General features: G+C 63.2%; 16 protein-coding genes. 7 read left to right on the top strand and 9 right to left on the bottom strand.

Annotated features, from left to right (window positions below):
* The first annotated feature begins 53 nt into the window (after nucleotides 1-53).
* A complete protein-coding gene (locus tag BM154_RS13515) occupies nucleotides 54-941 on the top strand; it encodes a DMT family transporter (protein WP_074884631.1) in 888 nt (295 codons plus the stop codon).
* A gap of 163 nt (nucleotides 942-1,104) precedes the next feature.
* On the opposite strand, the gene cysK is transcribed toward BM154_RS13515, so the two are convergent.
* Nucleotides 1,105-2,079, bottom strand: a complete 975-nt coding sequence (gene cysK / locus BM154_RS13510; protein WP_074884627.1) for a cysteine synthase A — start codon at nucleotides 2,077-2,079, stop codon at nucleotides 1,105-1,107.
* A gap of 134 nt (nucleotides 2,080-2,213) precedes the next feature.
* Here cysK and BM154_RS13505 point away from each other — a divergent pair, with 134 nt between their 5' ends.
* The 3 genes from BM154_RS13505 (at nucleotide 2,214) to BM154_RS13495 (ending at nucleotide 5,602) form a co-directional block, all read left to right on the top strand.
* Nucleotides 2,214-3,287, top strand: a complete 1,074-nt coding sequence (locus tag BM154_RS13505) for an AsmA family protein (protein WP_074884624.1) — start codon at nucleotides 2,214-2,216, stop codon at nucleotides 3,285-3,287.
* Between the two features lie 102 nt (nucleotides 3,288-3,389).
* The gene (locus tag BM154_RS13500) at nucleotides 3,390-4,235 is read left to right on the top strand and encodes an AAA family ATPase (protein ID WP_074884621.1); all 846 of its coding nucleotides are present in this window, start codon (nucleotides 3,390-3,392) and stop codon (nucleotides 4,233-4,235) included.
* A gap of 188 nt (nucleotides 4,236-4,423) precedes the next feature.
* Nucleotides 4,424-5,602, top strand: coding sequence for a vWA domain-containing protein (locus BM154_RS13495; RefSeq protein WP_074884618.1), 1,179 nt, complete (start codon nucleotides 4,424-4,426; stop codon nucleotides 5,600-5,602).
* A gap of 186 nt (nucleotides 5,603-5,788) precedes the next feature.
* Here the strand turns inward: BM154_RS13495 and BM154_RS13490 are convergent, their stop codons facing one another.
* The 3 genes from BM154_RS13490 to BM154_RS13480 are packed head-to-tail and all read right to left on the bottom strand — an operon-like array spanning nucleotide 5,789 to nucleotide 7,628.
* A complete protein-coding gene (locus BM154_RS13490; protein ID WP_074884615.1) occupies nucleotides 5,789-6,322 on the bottom strand; it encodes a DUF2937 family protein in 534 nt (177 codons plus the stop codon).
* 34 nt (nucleotides 6,323-6,356) lie between these two features.
* Nucleotides 6,357-7,133, bottom strand: a complete 777-nt coding sequence (locus BM154_RS13485; RefSeq protein WP_074884613.1) for a class II glutamine amidotransferase — start codon at nucleotides 7,131-7,133, stop codon at nucleotides 6,357-6,359.
* Between the two features lie 24 nt (nucleotides 7,134-7,157).
* On the bottom strand, nucleotides 7,158-7,628 hold the full coding sequence (locus BM154_RS13480; RefSeq protein ID WP_074884610.1) for an MFS transporter: 471 nt from the start codon (nucleotides 7,626-7,628) through the stop codon (nucleotides 7,158-7,160).
* A 189-nt stretch (nucleotides 7,629-7,817) separates the two neighbouring features.
* Between BM154_RS13480 and BM154_RS13475 the strand changes: the two genes are divergently transcribed.
* The gene (locus BM154_RS13475) at nucleotides 7,818-9,857 is read left to right on the top strand and encodes a S9 family peptidase (RefSeq protein ID WP_074884607.1); all 2,040 of its coding nucleotides are present in this window, start codon (nucleotides 7,818-7,820) and stop codon (nucleotides 9,855-9,857) included.
* A 29-nt stretch (nucleotides 9,858-9,886) separates the two neighbouring features.
* On the opposite strand, the gene BM154_RS13470 is transcribed toward BM154_RS13475, so the two are convergent.
* Nucleotides 9,887-10,147, bottom strand: a complete 261-nt coding sequence (locus BM154_RS13470; RefSeq protein WP_074884604.1) for a hypothetical protein — start codon at nucleotides 10,145-10,147, stop codon at nucleotides 9,887-9,889.
* A gap of 120 nt (nucleotides 10,148-10,267) precedes the next feature.
* On the opposite strand from BM154_RS13470, the gene BM154_RS13465 reads away from it, so the two are divergent.
* Both BM154_RS13465 and BM154_RS13460 read left to right on the top strand, forming a co-directional pair.
* On the top strand, nucleotides 10,268-10,636 hold the full coding sequence (locus BM154_RS13465; RefSeq protein ID WP_074884600.1) for a YajD family HNH nuclease: 369 nt from the start codon (nucleotides 10,268-10,270) through the stop codon (nucleotides 10,634-10,636).
* A 57-nt stretch (nucleotides 10,637-10,693) separates the two neighbouring features.
* Nucleotides 10,694-11,161, top strand: a complete 468-nt coding sequence (locus tag BM154_RS13460) for an RNA methyltransferase (protein WP_074884597.1) — start codon at nucleotides 10,694-10,696, stop codon at nucleotides 11,159-11,161.
* 60 nt (nucleotides 11,162-11,221) lie between these two features.
* On the opposite strand, the gene BM154_RS13455 is transcribed toward BM154_RS13460, so the two are convergent.
* From BM154_RS13455 to BM154_RS13440, 4 genes are all read right to left on the bottom strand, one after another.
* Complete coding sequence (locus BM154_RS13455) at nucleotides 11,222-11,761, bottom strand: hypothetical protein (RefSeq protein ID WP_074884594.1); 540 nt, start codon at nucleotides 11,759-11,761, stop codon at nucleotides 11,222-11,224.
* A 513-nt stretch (nucleotides 11,762-12,274) separates the two neighbouring features.
* Entirely contained in the window at nucleotides 12,275-13,501 is a 1,227-nt protein-coding gene (locus tag BM154_RS13450; protein ID WP_074884591.1) for a hypothetical protein, read from the bottom strand.
* A gap of 122 nt (nucleotides 13,502-13,623) precedes the next feature.
* On the bottom strand, nucleotides 13,624-14,073 hold the full coding sequence (locus BM154_RS13445) for a YcgN family cysteine cluster protein (protein ID WP_074884589.1): 450 nt from the start codon (nucleotides 14,071-14,073) through the stop codon (nucleotides 13,624-13,626).
* An 83-nt stretch (nucleotides 14,074-14,156) separates the two neighbouring features.
* The gene (locus tag BM154_RS13440) at nucleotides 14,157-15,086 is read right to left on the bottom strand and encodes a D-2-hydroxyacid dehydrogenase (RefSeq protein WP_074884586.1); all 930 of its coding nucleotides are present in this window, start codon (nucleotides 15,084-15,086) and stop codon (nucleotides 14,157-14,159) included.
* Nucleotides 15,087-15,098 lie beyond the last annotated feature (12 nt).

The following is a 15,098-nucleotide window of genomic DNA, read 5'->3' as shown; positions in this document are numbered from 1 at the left end:
GCTGGCATCATCCAGCAACACTGCCGCCCTTCATTCCTTGACGGGAGTCTGCCTTGCGCCCTGCCGACATGCTGCGCCTCTTGCTGCTCGCTGCGATCTGGGGCGCCAGTTTTCTGTTCATGCGTATCGTCGCGCCGGTGATCGGCAGCATGCCGACGGCCTTTTTTCGCGCCTCGATCGCCATGCTGGGCCTGCTGGCGATTCTGCTGCTGATGCGCGTCAAGTGGGAGTTTCACGGCAAGCTCGGCCTGTGCCTGATACTCGGGATAATCAATGCGGGCATCCCCTCGGCCATGTACAGCATGGCCGCGCTGGTGCTGCCAGCGGGCTACTCGGCGATCATCAATGCCACCACGCCGATGATGGGTGTGCTGATCGGCGCGCTGTTCTTTGCCGAGGCCATGACCATGAGCCGTGCTGCGGGTGTTGCGCTGGGGCTGTTCGGGGTTGCCGTACTGACCCGAAGCGGCCCGGCAGAGCTGGATCTCAGCCTGCTGCTCGGCGCCCTCGCCTGCCTGCTGGCGACTGCCTGCTATGGCGTGGCCGGTTTTCTGACCCGGCGCTGGATAGCCGGACGCCTGGACAACCGCCTCACCGCATTCGGCAGCCTGCTGGGTGCTAGCCTGTTCCTGCTGCCATTGTTCGCCGGCTCGCTGGTGCTGGGCGCACCGGCCAGCTGGGGCGGCTGGCTGGAGTGGATGTCGCTGCTGGCATTGGGCCTGGGCTGCACGGCCTTCGCCTACGTACTGTATTTCCGCCTGCTCAACGACATCGGGCCGATCAGGGCCTCGACCACCACCTTTCTGATCCCGATCTTTGGCGTGCTGTGGGGCGCGCTGCTGCTCGACGAGCCGCTGTCCTGGGCGCACCTGTACGGCGGCATCCTGATCGCCATCGCCTTGTGGCTGGTGGTTCGTCCTGCGAAAAAACTGGCGGCCTGAGTAAGGCCGGGCCACCGTGATTGGCTGCTAGCTGGTACTTTTTGGCGGGCTAAAGCCCGCCCTACAGCGTTATCGTGGGAGCGGGCCATGCCCGCGAAAATCTCGCGGCACAGCCCGCTCCGACAGCTGAACGCCAATGTCCGTCCGCGTCTGCTTGTTGCCGTTACTGCTGCAATTCCTGCTCGGTGAACAGGTCGCTGAACAGCATGCTGGTCAGGTAACGCTCGCCTGAGTCCGGCAGGATCACCACGATGGTCTTGCCCTGCATTTCCGGCTGCTCGGCCAGGCGCACCGCTACGGCCATGGCCGCACCGCAGGAAATCCCGCAAAGAATGCCTTCCTCGCGCATCAGGCGCAGGGCCATGGCCTTGGAATCCTCGTCGCTCACCTGCTCGACACGGTCGACCAGCGACAGGTCAAGGTTCTTCGGCACGAAGCCGGCGCCAATACCCTGAATCTTGTGTGGGCTGGGTTTGACCTCGTCACCCGCCAAGGTCTGAGTGATAACCGGGGAGGAAACCGGCTCGACCGCCACGGACAGGATCGCCTTGCCCTGGGCCTGCTTGATATAGCGTGAAACACCAGTGATGGTACCGCCGGTACCGACGCCGGACACCAGCACGTCGATGGCGCCCTCGGTGTCGTTCCAGATTTCCGGGCCAGTGGTCTTTTCATGGATCGCCGGGTTGGCCGGGTTCTCGAACTGCTGCGGCATGTAGTACTGCTCGGGGTTGGAGGCGGCAATTTCAGCAGCCTTCTCGATCGCACCCTTCATGCCCTTGGCCGGCTCGGTGAGTACCAGCTCGGCACCCAGCGCCTTCAATACCTTGCGGCGCTCCAGGCTCATGGAGGCCGGCATGGTCAGCATCAGCTTGTAGCCCCGTGCGGCGGCGACGAACGCCAGACCGATACCGGTATTGCCGGAGGTCGGCTCGACCAGGGTCATGCCCGGCTTGAGCACGCCGCGGGACTCGGCATCCCAGACCATGTTGGCGCCGATCCGGCACTTCACCGAGTAAGCCGGGTTGCGGCCCTCGATCTTGGCCAGGATGGTCACGCCCTTGGGCCCGAGGCGATTGACCATCACCAGCGGTGTATTGCCGATAGCCTGTGCGTTGTCTGCGTATATGCGGCTCATGGTGTACCGGTTCCTTGTCATGACTGAGCCCGTCAGCCTATGCCTCAAGCCCTGGCGCGTCCAGCGTCTGGAAGTTCGAACTCAGGCGCAGCGGTGGCAGTCCACTCCACACACCGCGAAACCGGACACCCACGATGAAACGTCGCTACAGCCTGCCCCTGTGGATCTGCCTCGGCCTGCTCGCCCTGCTGCTGGTCGTGCATATCGCCCTGCCCTACATGGTGCGCAATTACCTCAACGACAAGCTGGCCGAGATGGGCGACTACCGTGGCCATATAGAAGACGTCGACGTGGCATTGTGGCGCGGCGGCTACCGTATCAATGGCCTGCGCATCGTCAAGGTCACCCAGGATCTGCCGGTCCCCTTCGTCGATGCGCCCCTGATCGACATCTCGGTGAGTTGGAACGAGCTACTGCACAACCGCGCCGTGGTCGCCCGGGTGGTATTCGAACGGCCGGAGGTGAACTTCGTCGATGGCAAGAGCAGCGAAGATTCGCAGACCGGTGAAGGCACAGACTGGCGTGAGCAGCTGAACAAGCTGCTGCCCATCACCCTCAACGAGGTGCGGGTCAACGACGGCGCCCTGGGTTTCTATAACTTCAATGCCTCGCCGCCGGTGAAGCTCAAGGCCAATGCCATCCAGGCCAGCCTCTACAACCTGACCAACGTGGCCGACGAACAGGGTGATCGCGTGGCCCGCTTCGAAGGCAAGGCCAAGCTGATGGATCAGGCGCCGCTGGAGGCCAGCGCGGTGTTCGATCCCTTCCATAACTTCCAGGACTTCGAATTCCGCGTACGGGCCACGGACATCGAGTTGCCGCGCCTCAATGATCTGGCCAACGCCTACGGCAAGTTCGATTTCAAATCGGGCACCGGCGATATCGTGGTCGAGGCCTTCGCCGAGGACTCCCAGCTCAGCGGCTATATCAAGCCGCTGCTGCGTGATGTCGAGGTATTCGACTGGCAGCAGGATGTCGAGAACCAGGACAAAGGCTTCTTTCGGTCGATCTGGGAGGCGGTGGTGGCCGGCAGCGAGAAGGTGCTCAAGAACCGCCCGCGCGACCAGATCGCCACCCGCGTGGAACTGCGGGGCAGCACCAAGCAGCAGGATGTCAGCGCCTTCCAGGCCTTTATCGGCATCCTGCGCAATGGTTTCATCCAGGCCTTCAACAGCGGTTTCGAGCGTGATGCCGCTGAAGAGCCCTGAAGCGTCCATTCAATGACTGAATACCCCAGGCGCGTTCACACTCATGCGCCCGGCGCGCTATAGTCGGCGCTTTCACATTCGCCTGCCGCGTGAGGATCCCCGATGAAGTTCGAAGGCACCGAGCACTATGTCGCCACCGATGACCTCAAGCTCGCGGTCAATGCCGCCATCACCCTGCAGCGCCCGCTGCTGGTCAAGGGCGAGCCCGGCACCGGCAAGACCCTGCTCGCCGAGCAGCTGGCCGAATCCTTCGGCACTCGACTGATCACCTGGCACATCAAGTCGACCACCAAGGCCCACCAGGGTCTGTACGAGTACGATGCGGTCAGCCGCCTGCGCGACTCGCAGCTCAGTTCCGACAAGGTTCACGAGGTTCGCAACTACATCAAGAGGGGCAAGCTCTGGGAGGCCTTCGAGGCCGACGAGCGCGTGGTGCTGCTGATCGACGAGATCGACAAGGCCGATATCGAGTTTCCCAACGACCTGTTGCAGGAACTCGACAAGATGGAGTTCTACGTTTACGAGACCGACGAGACCATCAAGGCCAAGCACCGGCCGATCATCATCATCACCTCGAACAACGAAAAGGAGCTGCCGGACGCCTTTCTGCGCCGCTGCTTCTTCCACTACATCGCCTTCCCCGACCGCCAGACCCTGCAGAAGATCGTCGACGTGCACTACCCCGGCATCAGCAACAGCCTGGTGGCCGAAGCGCTGGACGTGTTCTTCGACGTGCGCAAGGTACCGGGCCTGAAGAAGAAGCCCTCGACCAGTGAACTGGTCGACTGGCTCAAGCTGCTGATGGCCGACAATATCGGCGAAGCGGTGCTGCGCGAGCGCGACCCGACCAAGGCCATTCCGCCGCTGGCCGGGGCCCTGGTGAAGAATGAGCAGGATGTGCAGTTGCTCGAGCGCCTGGCCTTCATGGCACGCCGCACTTCTCGGTAAAAACCGGGCTGCTGCGCTTCGATTGGCGTGCAACCTGCTCGATACAGGGCTCGCGAGCTAGAGCCAGGCAAGGCGAAAGCGAGCTGAACAGCGCAGCGTACTGCAGTACGTGAGCATGGGCAGCTCGCTTTCAACGCGGCATGGCCGACGCGCAGCAGCCCGGCCAGAACTGACATGGGGGTGCAGCCATGCTGCTTAATCTATTCAACGAAATGCGCGCGGCCAAGGTGCCGGTGTCCCTGCGTGAACTGCTCGACCTGATCGGTGCGCTCGAGCACAAGGTGGTGTTCGCCGACATGGACGAATTCTACTACCTGGCGCGCGCCATTCTGGTCAAGGATGAGCGCCATTTCGACAAGTTCGACCGAGCATTTTCCGCCTACTTCGACGGTTTGCAAAACCTCGACCAGCACCTCGAAGCACTGATTCCCGAAGAGTGGCTGCGCAAGGAGTTCGAACGCTCGCTGAGCGACGAGGAACGCGCGCAGATCCAGTCATTAGGCGGCCTCGACAAGCTGATCGAGGAATTCAAGAAACGCCTGGAAGAACAGAAGGAACGCCACGCCGGCGGCAACAAGTGGATTGGCACCGGCGGCACCAGCCCCTTCGGCTCCGGCGGCTACAACCCGGAGGGCATCCGCGTTGGTGATGCCGGCAAGCGCCAGGGCAAGGCGGTCAAGGTGTGGGATCAGCGCGAGTACAGGAACCTCGACGACTCGGTGGAGATCGGCACGCGCAATATCAAGGTCGCCCTGCGCCGCCTGCGCAAGTTCGCCCGCCAGGGGGCCCAGGATGAGCTGGACCTGGATGGCACCATCGACCATACCGCCCGCGACGGCGGCCTGCTGAACATCCAGATGCGCCCGGAGCGCCGCAACACCGTCGAGCTGCTCCTGCTATTCGATATAGGCGGCTCCATGGACGCCCACGTCAAGGTCTGCGAAGAACTGTTCTCGGCCTGCCGCACCGAGTTCAAGCACATGGAGTATTTCTACTTCCATAACTGCGTGTACGAATCCGTGTGGAAGAACAACCTGCGGCGCAATGCCGAACGCATGTCCACCCACGACCTGCTGCACAAGTACGGCGCCGACTACCAGGTGGTATTCATCGGCGATGCGGCCATGGCGCCCTACGAGATCACCCAGCCGGGCGGCAGCGTCGAGCACTGGAACGAAGAAGCGGGCTACGTGTGGCTGCAGCGGTTCATGGAAACCTACAAGAAGCTCATCTGGATCAACCCCTACCCGCGTGAGGCCTGGGACTACACCAGCTCGACGCGCATCATCCGCGAGCTGATCAACGAGCAGATGTTCCCGCTGACCCTGCAGGGGCTGGAAGACGGGATGCGTTTTCTGGCCAAGTAAGCGCACGCCTGTAGCCCGGTCGAGCGAAGCGACACCCGGGAACGGCCCTGGGTATCGCTTCGCTCGACCCAGGCTACGCGAATTATGCAATGCCGAATTCCGCTTGGGTTACGCGACGCGCCGAAAAAGGAGCGCCCTGACCTTCCAGGGCACAGCGTCGCTAACCCACCCTACGAGTCAAGCGCTTCAGCGCATGCGCGGCGTTTGTCGCTCTGGCACGGTGCGTCGTTCACGGCGGCGAAATGGCAGGGCCAGCAACAGCAGGATGCTTTCCACCACCCAGGCGAGGAACAGCGCGCAGACGATACCCCAGGCGATCGCCTCCGGCGCCAGCAGCACCTGATAGCGATAGGCAGCCCGGGTTTCCGCCAGCAACTGCGCATCGGCAGCGGTTGCCAGGTGCCAGACCTGACGATACCAGGGCCCCTGCATGGCCAAGGACTCCTGCTCCAGCAGCGCAGAGCGTTCGACCAGCAGGCCGACGCTGCGCGCATCGCTCTGCATCACCGGGTCGCTGCTGTTGCGATAATGGCCGACCAGGCGCTGCATATCGCCATCGAAGAAGCGCCGGGCGGTATCACGAAAACCGCTCAGGCTCTGCTCGGATTCCAGACGATGGGCTTCGACGCGATTGGCGTAGTCGTCGATGAAACCCGGCACCTGAACGCCCAGCAGCAAACCAAGGGCGAACAACGCCAGGCGCAGATAACTTCTTACCATCCTTTCCTCGCGGCCCCGCCAGGCGGGACATCAGTCAGTTGCTCAGCCCCTGGGCGACGCATTCGCCGGCGCGCCACAGGCGCCATTCGCCCGGCTGGTAAACCGACCAGGCTTCATTGTCGGTCAGCGGCTCGGTCGCCAATACCGAGACCACGTCATCGGGCGTGGTCTCGGCGTGGAAATCCACGCTCATGTCGGCGTCACGCAGGTGCGCAGGCCCGAAGGGTGCGCGCCGGGTGATGTGCGCCAGCTTGGTGGAGCAGAAGCTGAACAGCCAGTCGCCGTCACTGAGCAGGCAGTTGAACACGCCATGCTGTCGATAGGCCGCGCAGGCGGCGACAAGTTCAGGCAACAGCACCTCGATCGGCACCGCTTCAGGGAAGGCAGTACGAATGCGGTTGAGCAGGTCGCAAAAGGCCGACTCGCTGTCGGTGTCGCCAATGGCGCGGTAGAAGCTCAGCGCCGGGCGAAAATCGGCCAACTGGCCGTTATGGGCGAAGCACCAGTTGCGCCCCCATAGCTCACGCACGAAAGGATGGGTATTGGCCAGACAGACGCGCCCGACGTTGGCCTGGCGGATATGGCCGATCACCACTTCGCTCTTGATCGGATAGCGTTGCACCAGTTGCGCCACCTCCGACTCGCTGCTCGCCCGCGGGTCCTGAAACAGACGCAGGCCACGCCCTTCGTAGAAACCGATGCCCCAGCCATCACGATGTGGCCCGGTGCGCCCACCCCGCTGCATCAGCCCGGTAAAGCTGAAGACGATATCGGTGGGGACGTTGGCGCTCATGCCCAGCAGTTCACACATGATCGGGCTCTCGATTGACAGTGCTTACAGACGCGGCTCGACGCGAGTGCTGCGGCTGCTGCGTGGCGGGGAGTAGGTCGGCTCCTGCTCCTGCTCCAGGCGCTCGCGCAGGGTCAGGTCGCTGTCGCCCTGCTGCTCTTCACGCGCCGCCTTGCGCGCCCTCGCCCGGCTCAGGAACGGCCAGCGAATGGCCACGAACACCAGGTAAAAGGCGAAGGCGATCATGCCGTACATGGCCAGATCAGCTACCGCGCGCCAGGCATTGCTGCCCACCTTGAACAGCAGGTCGAGGGCGACGATAGCCACGGCCGGCGCAAACAGCTCCTTGGCCGGGTCGACGATGGTCGGGCAGAACAACAGGATCGCCACCAGCACCCGCAGCGGCTCGCGCAGGTAGCGCCACATCCAGCTGGTAATCCGGAACCACACCAGCAGGCACCCTAGTGCGGCAATCGCATAGGCGCCCCAGGCGAGGAGATAGTCGTTTTCGATCATGAGGGCGATGGTTCCCTTGCTTTACGGGGCTCGAACGGGCGAATGCGCATTTGCGCGCTTGCCAGGCGACAAAGGCGCTTATGATAACGGCTTTTAACCGGTTCGGCGCCTTAAGGGCACCTCTTAAAACGCAGACGCATCAGTTTTCAGAGGAGGCCCATGACGTCGCTCCGCGCCCTGGAGACCCTTATGACCACTGCCCCTATCGCCCGCAAGGCCCCTGGCGCCGACCCTTACCACTGGCTCGAGGCCCGCGACAGCGACGAGGTGCTGGAACACCTGCGTGCCGAGAACGCCTACCTGGAAAGCAGGCTGGACGACCTGCCGCTGCGCGAGCAGCTGTTCCAGGAAATCAAGGCGCGCATCCGCGAAACCGACCTGTCGCTGCCCACGCCCTGGGGCGACTACCTCTACTACCAGCGCACCACCGCTGGCGACGAGTACCCACGCCACTATCGCTGCCCTCGCCCGTCCGATGGCAGCCTGAGGCTCGATGAGAACTCCGAGCACCTGCTGCTCGACCCCAACGAGATTGCCGCCGGCGGTTTCCTGTCCCTGGGTGCGTTCAGCATCAGCCCGGACCAGCAGCGCCTGGCCTACAGCCTGGACACCAGCGGCGAGGAAATCTATCAGCTGTTCGTCAAGGAACTGGCCAGCGGCACCATCAGCGAGCTGCCGTTCGACAACTGCGATGGCAGCATGACCTGGGCCAATGACAGCCAGACCCTGTTCTACGGTGAGTTGGACAGCACCCACCGCCCGGCCACACTGCATCGTTTCCGCCTGGGTGACACACGCAGCACCCAGGTCTTCCATGAGGCCGACGAGCGTTTCTTTCTAAGCTGCTACCGCAGCAGCTCGGAGCGTCAGCTGGTACTGCTGCTGGGCAGCAAGACCACCACGGAAGCCTGGGTACTGGACGCCGACACGCCCGAGCAGCTCTTCCAGTGCCTGGCCACGCGCGAGGAAGGCCACGAGTATTACGCCGATCACGGCACGCTGGACGGCCAGTGGGCCTGGCTGATTCGCAGCAACCAGAGCGGCATCAATTTCGCCCTGTACAGCGCTACGCCCGAGCAACCAACACGGCCCCACTGGCAGGAACTGGTGGCCCACAACGAGCAGGTCATGCTCGAAGGTGTCAGCCTGGCAGAGTCGGCGCTGGTGCTCAGCCTGCGCGAGGGCGGCCTGCCGGTCATCGACGTACGCCCGCAGGGTATGGCCGGCTACCGGGTCAGCCTGCCCGATGCGGCCTACAGCCTGTACGTGCAGGACAGCCTGGAGTTCGCCAGCCCGGTGATACGCCTGCGCTACGAGGCGCTCAACCGTCCGGCACAGATTCGCGAGCTGAACCTGGCTGATGGCAGCCAGCAGATCCTCAAGGAAACGCCGGTGCTCGGTGAGTTCGATGCCGACGCCTGTGTCAGCCAGCGCTTGTGGGCCAACGCCCCGGACGGCACGCAAATACCGATCAGCCTGGTGGCGCGTCGCGATGCGCTCGGTGAGTCGGCGCCCCTGTATCTATACGGTTACGGGGCCTATGGCGAGAGCCTCGATCCGTGGTTCTCCCATGCGCGCTTGAGCCTGTTGGATCGCGGCGTGGTGTTTGCCATCGCCCATGTGCGTGGTGGCGGCGAGCTGGGCGAAGCCTGGTACCGCGCGGGCAAGCTGGCCCATAAACAGAACAGTTTCGACGACTTCATCGCCTGCGCCGAGCACCTGATCGCCCAGGGATTTACCAGCCCGTCGCGACTTGTCATCAGCGGTGGGAGCGCCGGCGGCCTGTTGATCGGCGCGACACTCAACCAGCGGCCTGAGCTGTTTGCCGCCGCCATCGCCGAGGTGCCCTTCGTTGATGTGCTCAATACCATGCTCAACCCGGAGCTGCCGCTGACCGTCACCGAGTACGACGAATGGGGCGATCCGAATCAACCCGAGGTGCGCGCGCGCATCAAGGCCTATGCGCCTTACGAAAACGTACGCGCACAGGCCTATCCGGCGATTCTTGCCGTGGCCGGTTACAACGACAGCCGCGTGCAGTACTGGGAAGCCGCCAAGTGGGTGGCGCGCTTGCGTGAGCTGAAGACTGACGACAACCTGCTGCTGCTCAAGACCGACCTGGAAGCCGGTCATGGCGGCATGAGCGGTCGTTACCAGGCCATCCGCGACGTGGCACTGGAATATGCCTTCGTCTTCAAGGTGCTCGGCCTGCGCGCGGCAGGCCGATAGCGGGCCGCCTGAGCCGGCGGCCGGTGGCGTCAGTCAGGAATCTGCTCGCCCTGTTGATCAGGCGCCTGCTCCTGCTGACGCTCGGAAGCATCCTGGGCAGCTTTGGTGGATTCATCATTGTCGCGCCCGTCACGGACCACCGGCGGGGTATCGGGGTCGACCTTGGACGGGTCGGGCACCTCGGGCGTCTGTATCGCCCCGGCAGGCTCGGGCGGGGCTGATTGCTGTTGGGCCTGGGCGATGCCACCCATTGAAAGCAGGCTGATCAGTACCAGTAAGGGTGTGCGCATGGTCTGTACTCCATAAGGCAGTGGGACATGCTGCATTGGGCAATGCCCGCCGACGGAAAGTGCAGACTGATTCCACGGCCCTGCCTATATACTGCTCCCATACGCCAGCAAGGAACGATCATGAGCAGCCCATCCACGCCGACCTCCAAACTCGACCGCATCCTCGCCGACGCCCAGCGCAGCCGTGAAGAAGGGTATAGGGACAAGGCCCTGCGCATGTACCCGCACGTCTGTGGCCGCTGCGCCCGGGAATTTTCCGGCAAGCGACTGAGCGAGCTGACGGTACACCATCGCGACCACAACCACGACAACAACCCCCAGGACGGCTCCAACTGGGAACTGCTGTGCCTGTTCTGTCACGACAACGAGCATTCCCGTTACACCGACCAGCAGTATTTCAGCGAAGGCTCCACCGCCAGCCAAACGGGGTCGAAAACCACTCACAAGGCCTTCGCTAACCTGGCCGAGCTGCTGCAGAAAAAGTCCTGAGCAGCACGCGCTATCTACAAGCCGTATAATGCCGGCCCCTTTCTCGAGGCCTGGCCCGTGGGCAACAAACGATACAGCTGCATCGGTCTCTACAACCCCAAGTCACCGGAAAACGTTGGCGCGGTGATGCGCGCTGCCGGCTGCTATGGCGTGGCCTCGGTGTTCTATACCGGCAAGCGCTACGAACGTGCCCGTGACTTCGTTACCGACACCAAGCGTGTGCACCTGGACATTCCGCTGATCGGCATCGATGACCTGCAGAAGGTCATCCCCCTGGGCTGCACGCCGGTCGCCGTGGAACTGGTCGATGGCGCACGCCCCCTGCCCACCTATACCCACCCGGATCGTGCCTTCTACATCTTCGGCCCCGAAGACGGCTCGCTCGACAAGAGCGTCCGCGACTGGTGCGAGGAAGTGGTCTATATCCCCACCGATGGCTGCATGAACCTGGCGGCCACGGTCAACGTGGTGCTCTACGACCGCCTGGCCAAAGGCAACAACACCCGCACCGGCGCCAAGTACTGAGCCGAATTGCAGACAAAATAAAGCCCGGACGATGCCGGGCTTTGTGTCAGAGCTGACCAATCAGGACATTTCGGCCTTGCCACCGGTGCGGCTGTAGCCATCTTCGGCAACCAGCTTGCCACCCACGTGCTGATAACCGCTTTCGGCAATCTTGCCGCCAGTGCGCTTGTAGCCATCTTCAGCAACCAGTTTGCCGCCTACGTGCTGGTAACCGCTTTCAGCAATCTTGCCACCGGTGCGCTTGTAGCCGTCTTCGGCAACCAGTTTGCCGCCTACGTGCTGGTAACCGCTTTCAGCAATCTTGCCACCGGTGCGCTTGTAGCCGTCTTCGGCGACCAGTTTGCCGCCTACGTGCTGATAACCGCTTTCGGCAATCTTACCGCCGGTGCGCTTGTAGCCGTCTTCGGCGACCAGCTTGCCACCAACACGCTCGAAGCCATTCTCAGCGATCTTGCCGCCGGTACGTTTATAACCGTCTTCCGCTACTTTCTGGGCGCTGATGGCGGGCGAAATGGTGGCCTCGACCGGGCCCTGGGGCATCGCGAATGCGGCGCTGGCGAGGGTGGCAATAAACAGGCTGGCGATAAATTCAGTTTTCATGATGAGCTCCTTGGGAGGAATCGGGTGGGTATGGAGCTCATGTTACTCAAGAAAATTTGATCAAAAACTCGATCACAAGAATAGTAAAGATCGACTCCAATGATATATCGCTCAAAGCCAGCAGTGGCGCTCCCCCACATGAAAACGCCCACCCTATTTGCAGCATCGAACCGGGCATTTCGACTCGATGATAAATCATCGGTAAAATCGATAGATCGGGCTGTACTTTCCCGCAATGATCACGCTACCGGACAGGCTCAGTCGGTAGGTGCCAATGCGAACTCCACACCCGCCGGCCAGCGAAATGCCCGCTCAGCACCACCGCCAGGCATTTGTCAGCATGCCGCACAGCCCGAATCTCAAGCCTAGGAACGACAAACCGCAGACAAAGGCCTTGGCAAAGCGGTGCACGAACGGCGGGCTTGCTTCGATAGCCAACACGGCGCATCGCTGGCGGTAATTTCCACGAACTGGGCAGCTGAGCCAGGTCGACACAGTGCCCAGACGTCAGGTTCAACGCAGCAGGCGCGTATCCAGCACTTTGGAACTGCGGCCCATGACGTTCTCGGTGATCTCGATAAAGTCCTTGGTGCTGGCCTTGTCCATGCGCATCAGGCCACGGGCCACGTCATCCAGGGAGCGCTGCTGGCCGTCCTTGGTGGCCTGGCGGATCTCGCGATCGAGCTCCTGCAGCAGCAGCACCGCGCGAGCGGTGACCGGCCCGGTGGAGTTCTCGGTGCGCAGGGATTTGACCGGCTTGCTCCATTTGATCAGGTGCTCGCGAACCTTCTGGTAGCGGTCTTCGCTCAGCCCGCCAGCGCGGCGCATCACCTCGATGGCGTAGTACTCGGCCAGGCCCTCGCTGATCCAGTCGCTCTTGTCGGTATCGCTGATGCGGCTGAACACATGCACCAGCTCGTGCACCAGGGAACTGGTGCCGTTCTCGCTGACCAGCGGACGGTCGGCGTGCATGAAGTAGGAGTTGGGTGCCGACAGGCCACCGCGCCACATCGGGTCGCCCGCGCCGACCACCAGCAGCTTTGCGGGGTCCCGCGGGAACACCGCCTGCATCTCCGGCCAGACGAAGGTCAGTAGGGTCAGCGCATCCATCCGGCGCATGCCCTCGCCCACCGGTGCCGCGATGGTCACCTGGGTTTCGCCGAGCTTGGCGCGGCGGGTGCCGATCTTGCCGGCGAGTATCCAGCCGGTGGGCCGGTCGAACTTGCGCTGCGGGTTGTCGATGCGGAACTTGTTCTTGCCCACCCGCGGCCAGCCGGTCTCGACGCTGCGCCAGCCCTTGGGCAGGTCGAATTCCAGGCGCGCGACCAGCTCAAGGCCGTCGACCTGGTTGAGGCTCGCACTGGGGATCAGGTCGTCACCGCGCAGCAGCGCCCAGTCGTCGGTCATGCGCGCATCGAAGCGGCCTTCGCCACGTGGGTGGCTGATACGCACCTTGTAGCTCAGGCTGCTCTTGCCTTTGCCAGGCACCCACAGGCCGCGATTGTCGCCTTCGGGCTTCCACTCGCCATCGGCCTTGAAGTCGCTGTAGTAGCCCTCGTCACCAAGGTTGAAGTTGAGGCCACGCACGCGCTCGCCCTCCTCCAGGGTGATGCTGACTTCCGCCTGATCGCTTTGTGGCAGGAATTTGACCTTGTAGTCGAGGTCGACCTTTTCGGCGGCCCACAGGGGTGTGCCGGTACTCAACAGAACAGCGGACAGCAGCAGGCAGCGAATCGACATACAGGAGACTCCAGAGCGGACGACGGTCGTCACGAAGGATCAACGCAGGGCATGAATATGACGCAACAGGACAAGCAAACACCAGCGCGCTTAAACCAGCCTTAACGGCTCATCACAGACACTCAGCCAGCGCGAAAGATCAGGTGATCTTCCCAGTCATCCTCGGCGACGCTGTTTTCGCTGAGCATACGCCCGGCCTGGGAGATGCGCTCGCGATGTACGGCATCGGGGTCGCCGCATACCAGATGATGCCAGGACGGCAGATCCTTGCCCTCGCTGACCAACCGGTAGCCGCAGGTCGGCGGCAGCCACTGGAACTGGTCGGCCTGGGCAGGCGTGAGCTGGATGCAATCGGGCACGAAACGCTTGCGGTTCGGATAGTCGCTGCAGCGGCAGGTCTGCAGGTCGAGCAGCTTGCAGGCGATACGCGTGTAGTACACGGCGCCGTCATCCTCGTCTTCGAGCTTTTGCAGGCAGCACAGCCCACAGCCATCGCACAGCGACTCCCACTCCTGGAGGTCGAGCTGCTCGAGGGTCTTGTGTTGCCAGAAAGGAAGCGTGGGCGCGGCCATGATCGAACTTGCAGGTAGCGGGCGAAAAGGCCGGCAGTCTAGGTCTGCAGGCCACACAGTACAAGCCACCGGCGACGGTGGGTTCAGTAGCCGCGGGCGAAATCCACCAGCCCCTGCAACTCGACGCCCGCGCGATAACGCTGCAGGTTGGCCAGGAACAACTCGACCAGCAGGTGCGGCAGGGTCGGCGCGGCGCTGTGGCCGGTGAGCGTCAGGTTAGTCGCGGTCCAGAACGGATGTCCGGCTGGCAGCGGCTCTTCACGGCAGACATCGATCACCGCCGCGGCCAGCCCTCCGCGGGCCAATGCAGCGACCAGATCCTCGTCGACCACCGCGGTGCCCCGCCCGGCGTTGATCAACACGGCCGATGGCTGAAAATGGGCCAGCAAGGCGGCGTCATAGATATCACGGGTGGCGGGCGTGTTGGGCAGCAGGTTGACGACGTAATCGGCCTGGGCCACCAGCCGTGGCAGCTCGTCAAGGGCGGTCACTTCGCCGAATGGCGCCAGGCTTCGCGGACTGCTGGCCACGCCACTCAGTACAACGTTGAACGGCTGCAGAAAGCGCGCCACCGCCGCGCCAATCTCCCCGGTGCCGACGATCAGCACCCGGCGGCCTGCCAGGCTACCCGGCAGACGGCCATCCCAGCGCTGCTCGCGCTGCGCCTGCTGGCGGGCGACCAGCTCACGCTCGTGGGCGAGCATATGGCACAAGACATACTCGGCCATGATCTGCCCGAATACACCGACCGCCCGGGTCAGCCGATAATCTCGGGGTAGGTCGTCGGCCAGCAGCGGCGTGATGCCCGCCCAGGTGGACTGCAACCAGGCCGGTTTATGGCCGGCACGCAGCAGGTCGGCGGACCGGTCGGGCTCACCCAGCCAGATCGGGCAGCTAGCGGCCTGTTCGGCCAGTGCGGCGCCCTCGCCCGTGACCAGCTCGAGTTGCGGCGCAGCGACCTGCAGCAGTCGCCGGTACTCGGCGTGATCCTGCTCGGCGATCAGTACCCGCATGGCATGCTCTCC

This window comes from Phytopseudomonas argentinensis (genome assembly GCF_900113905.1).
Lineage (GTDB): Bacteria > Pseudomonadota > Gammaproteobacteria > Pseudomonadales > Pseudomonadaceae > Aquipseudomonas > Aquipseudomonas argentinensis.
Note: the sequence above shows the minus strand (reverse complement) of the source record. Positions and strands in the feature narration are given on the sequence as shown.

What these genes read in the sequence shown, in the direction of transcription:
- BM154_RS13465 (WP_074884600.1), top strand. Translation starts at nt 10,268, where the DNA reads ATGAGCAGCCCATCCACGCCGACCTCCAAACTCGACCGCATCCTCGCC.
- cysK (WP_074884627.1), bottom strand. Translation starts at nt 2,079, where the DNA reads ATGAGCCGCATATACGCAGACAACGCACAGGCTATCGGCAATACACCG.
- BM154_RS13440 (WP_074884586.1), bottom strand. Translation starts at nt 15,086, where the DNA reads ATGCGGGTACTGATCGCCGAGCAGGATCACGCCGAGTACCGGCGACTG.
- BM154_RS13450 (WP_074884591.1), bottom strand. Translation starts at nt 13,501, where the DNA reads ATGTCGATTCGCTGCCTGCTGCTGTCCGCTGTTCTGTTGAGTACCGGC.
- BM154_RS13470 (WP_074884604.1), bottom strand. Translation starts at nt 10,147, where the DNA reads ATGCGCACACCCTTACTGGTACTGATCAGCCTGCTTTCAATGGGTGGC.
- BM154_RS13500 (WP_074884621.1), top strand. Translation starts at nt 3,390, where the DNA reads ATGAAGTTCGAAGGCACCGAGCACTATGTCGCCACCGATGACCTCAAG.
- BM154_RS13490 (WP_074884615.1), bottom strand. Translation starts at nt 6,322, where the DNA reads ATGGTAAGAAGTTATCTGCGCCTGGCGTTGTTCGCCCTTGGTTTGCTG.
- BM154_RS13475 (WP_074884607.1), top strand. Translation starts at nt 7,818, where the DNA reads ATGACCACTGCCCCTATCGCCCGCAAGGCCCCTGGCGCCGACCCTTAC.
- BM154_RS13485 (WP_074884613.1), bottom strand. Translation starts at nt 7,133, where the DNA reads ATGTGTGAACTGCTGGGCATGAGCGCCAACGTCCCCACCGATATCGTC.
- BM154_RS13455 (WP_074884594.1), bottom strand. Translation starts at nt 11,761, where the DNA reads ATGAAAACTGAATTTATCGCCAGCCTGTTTATTGCCACCCTCGCCAGC.
- BM154_RS13495 (WP_074884618.1), top strand. Translation starts at nt 4,424, where the DNA reads ATGCTGCTTAATCTATTCAACGAAATGCGCGCGGCCAAGGTGCCGGTG.
- BM154_RS13505 (WP_074884624.1), top strand. Translation starts at nt 2,214, where the DNA reads ATGAAACGTCGCTACAGCCTGCCCCTGTGGATCTGCCTCGGCCTGCTC.
- BM154_RS13480 (WP_074884610.1), bottom strand. Translation starts at nt 7,628, where the DNA reads ATGATCGAAAACGACTATCTCCTCGCCTGGGGCGCCTATGCGATTGCC.
- BM154_RS13445 (WP_074884589.1), bottom strand. Translation starts at nt 14,073, where the DNA reads ATGGCCGCGCCCACGCTTCCTTTCTGGCAACACAAGACCCTCGAGCAG.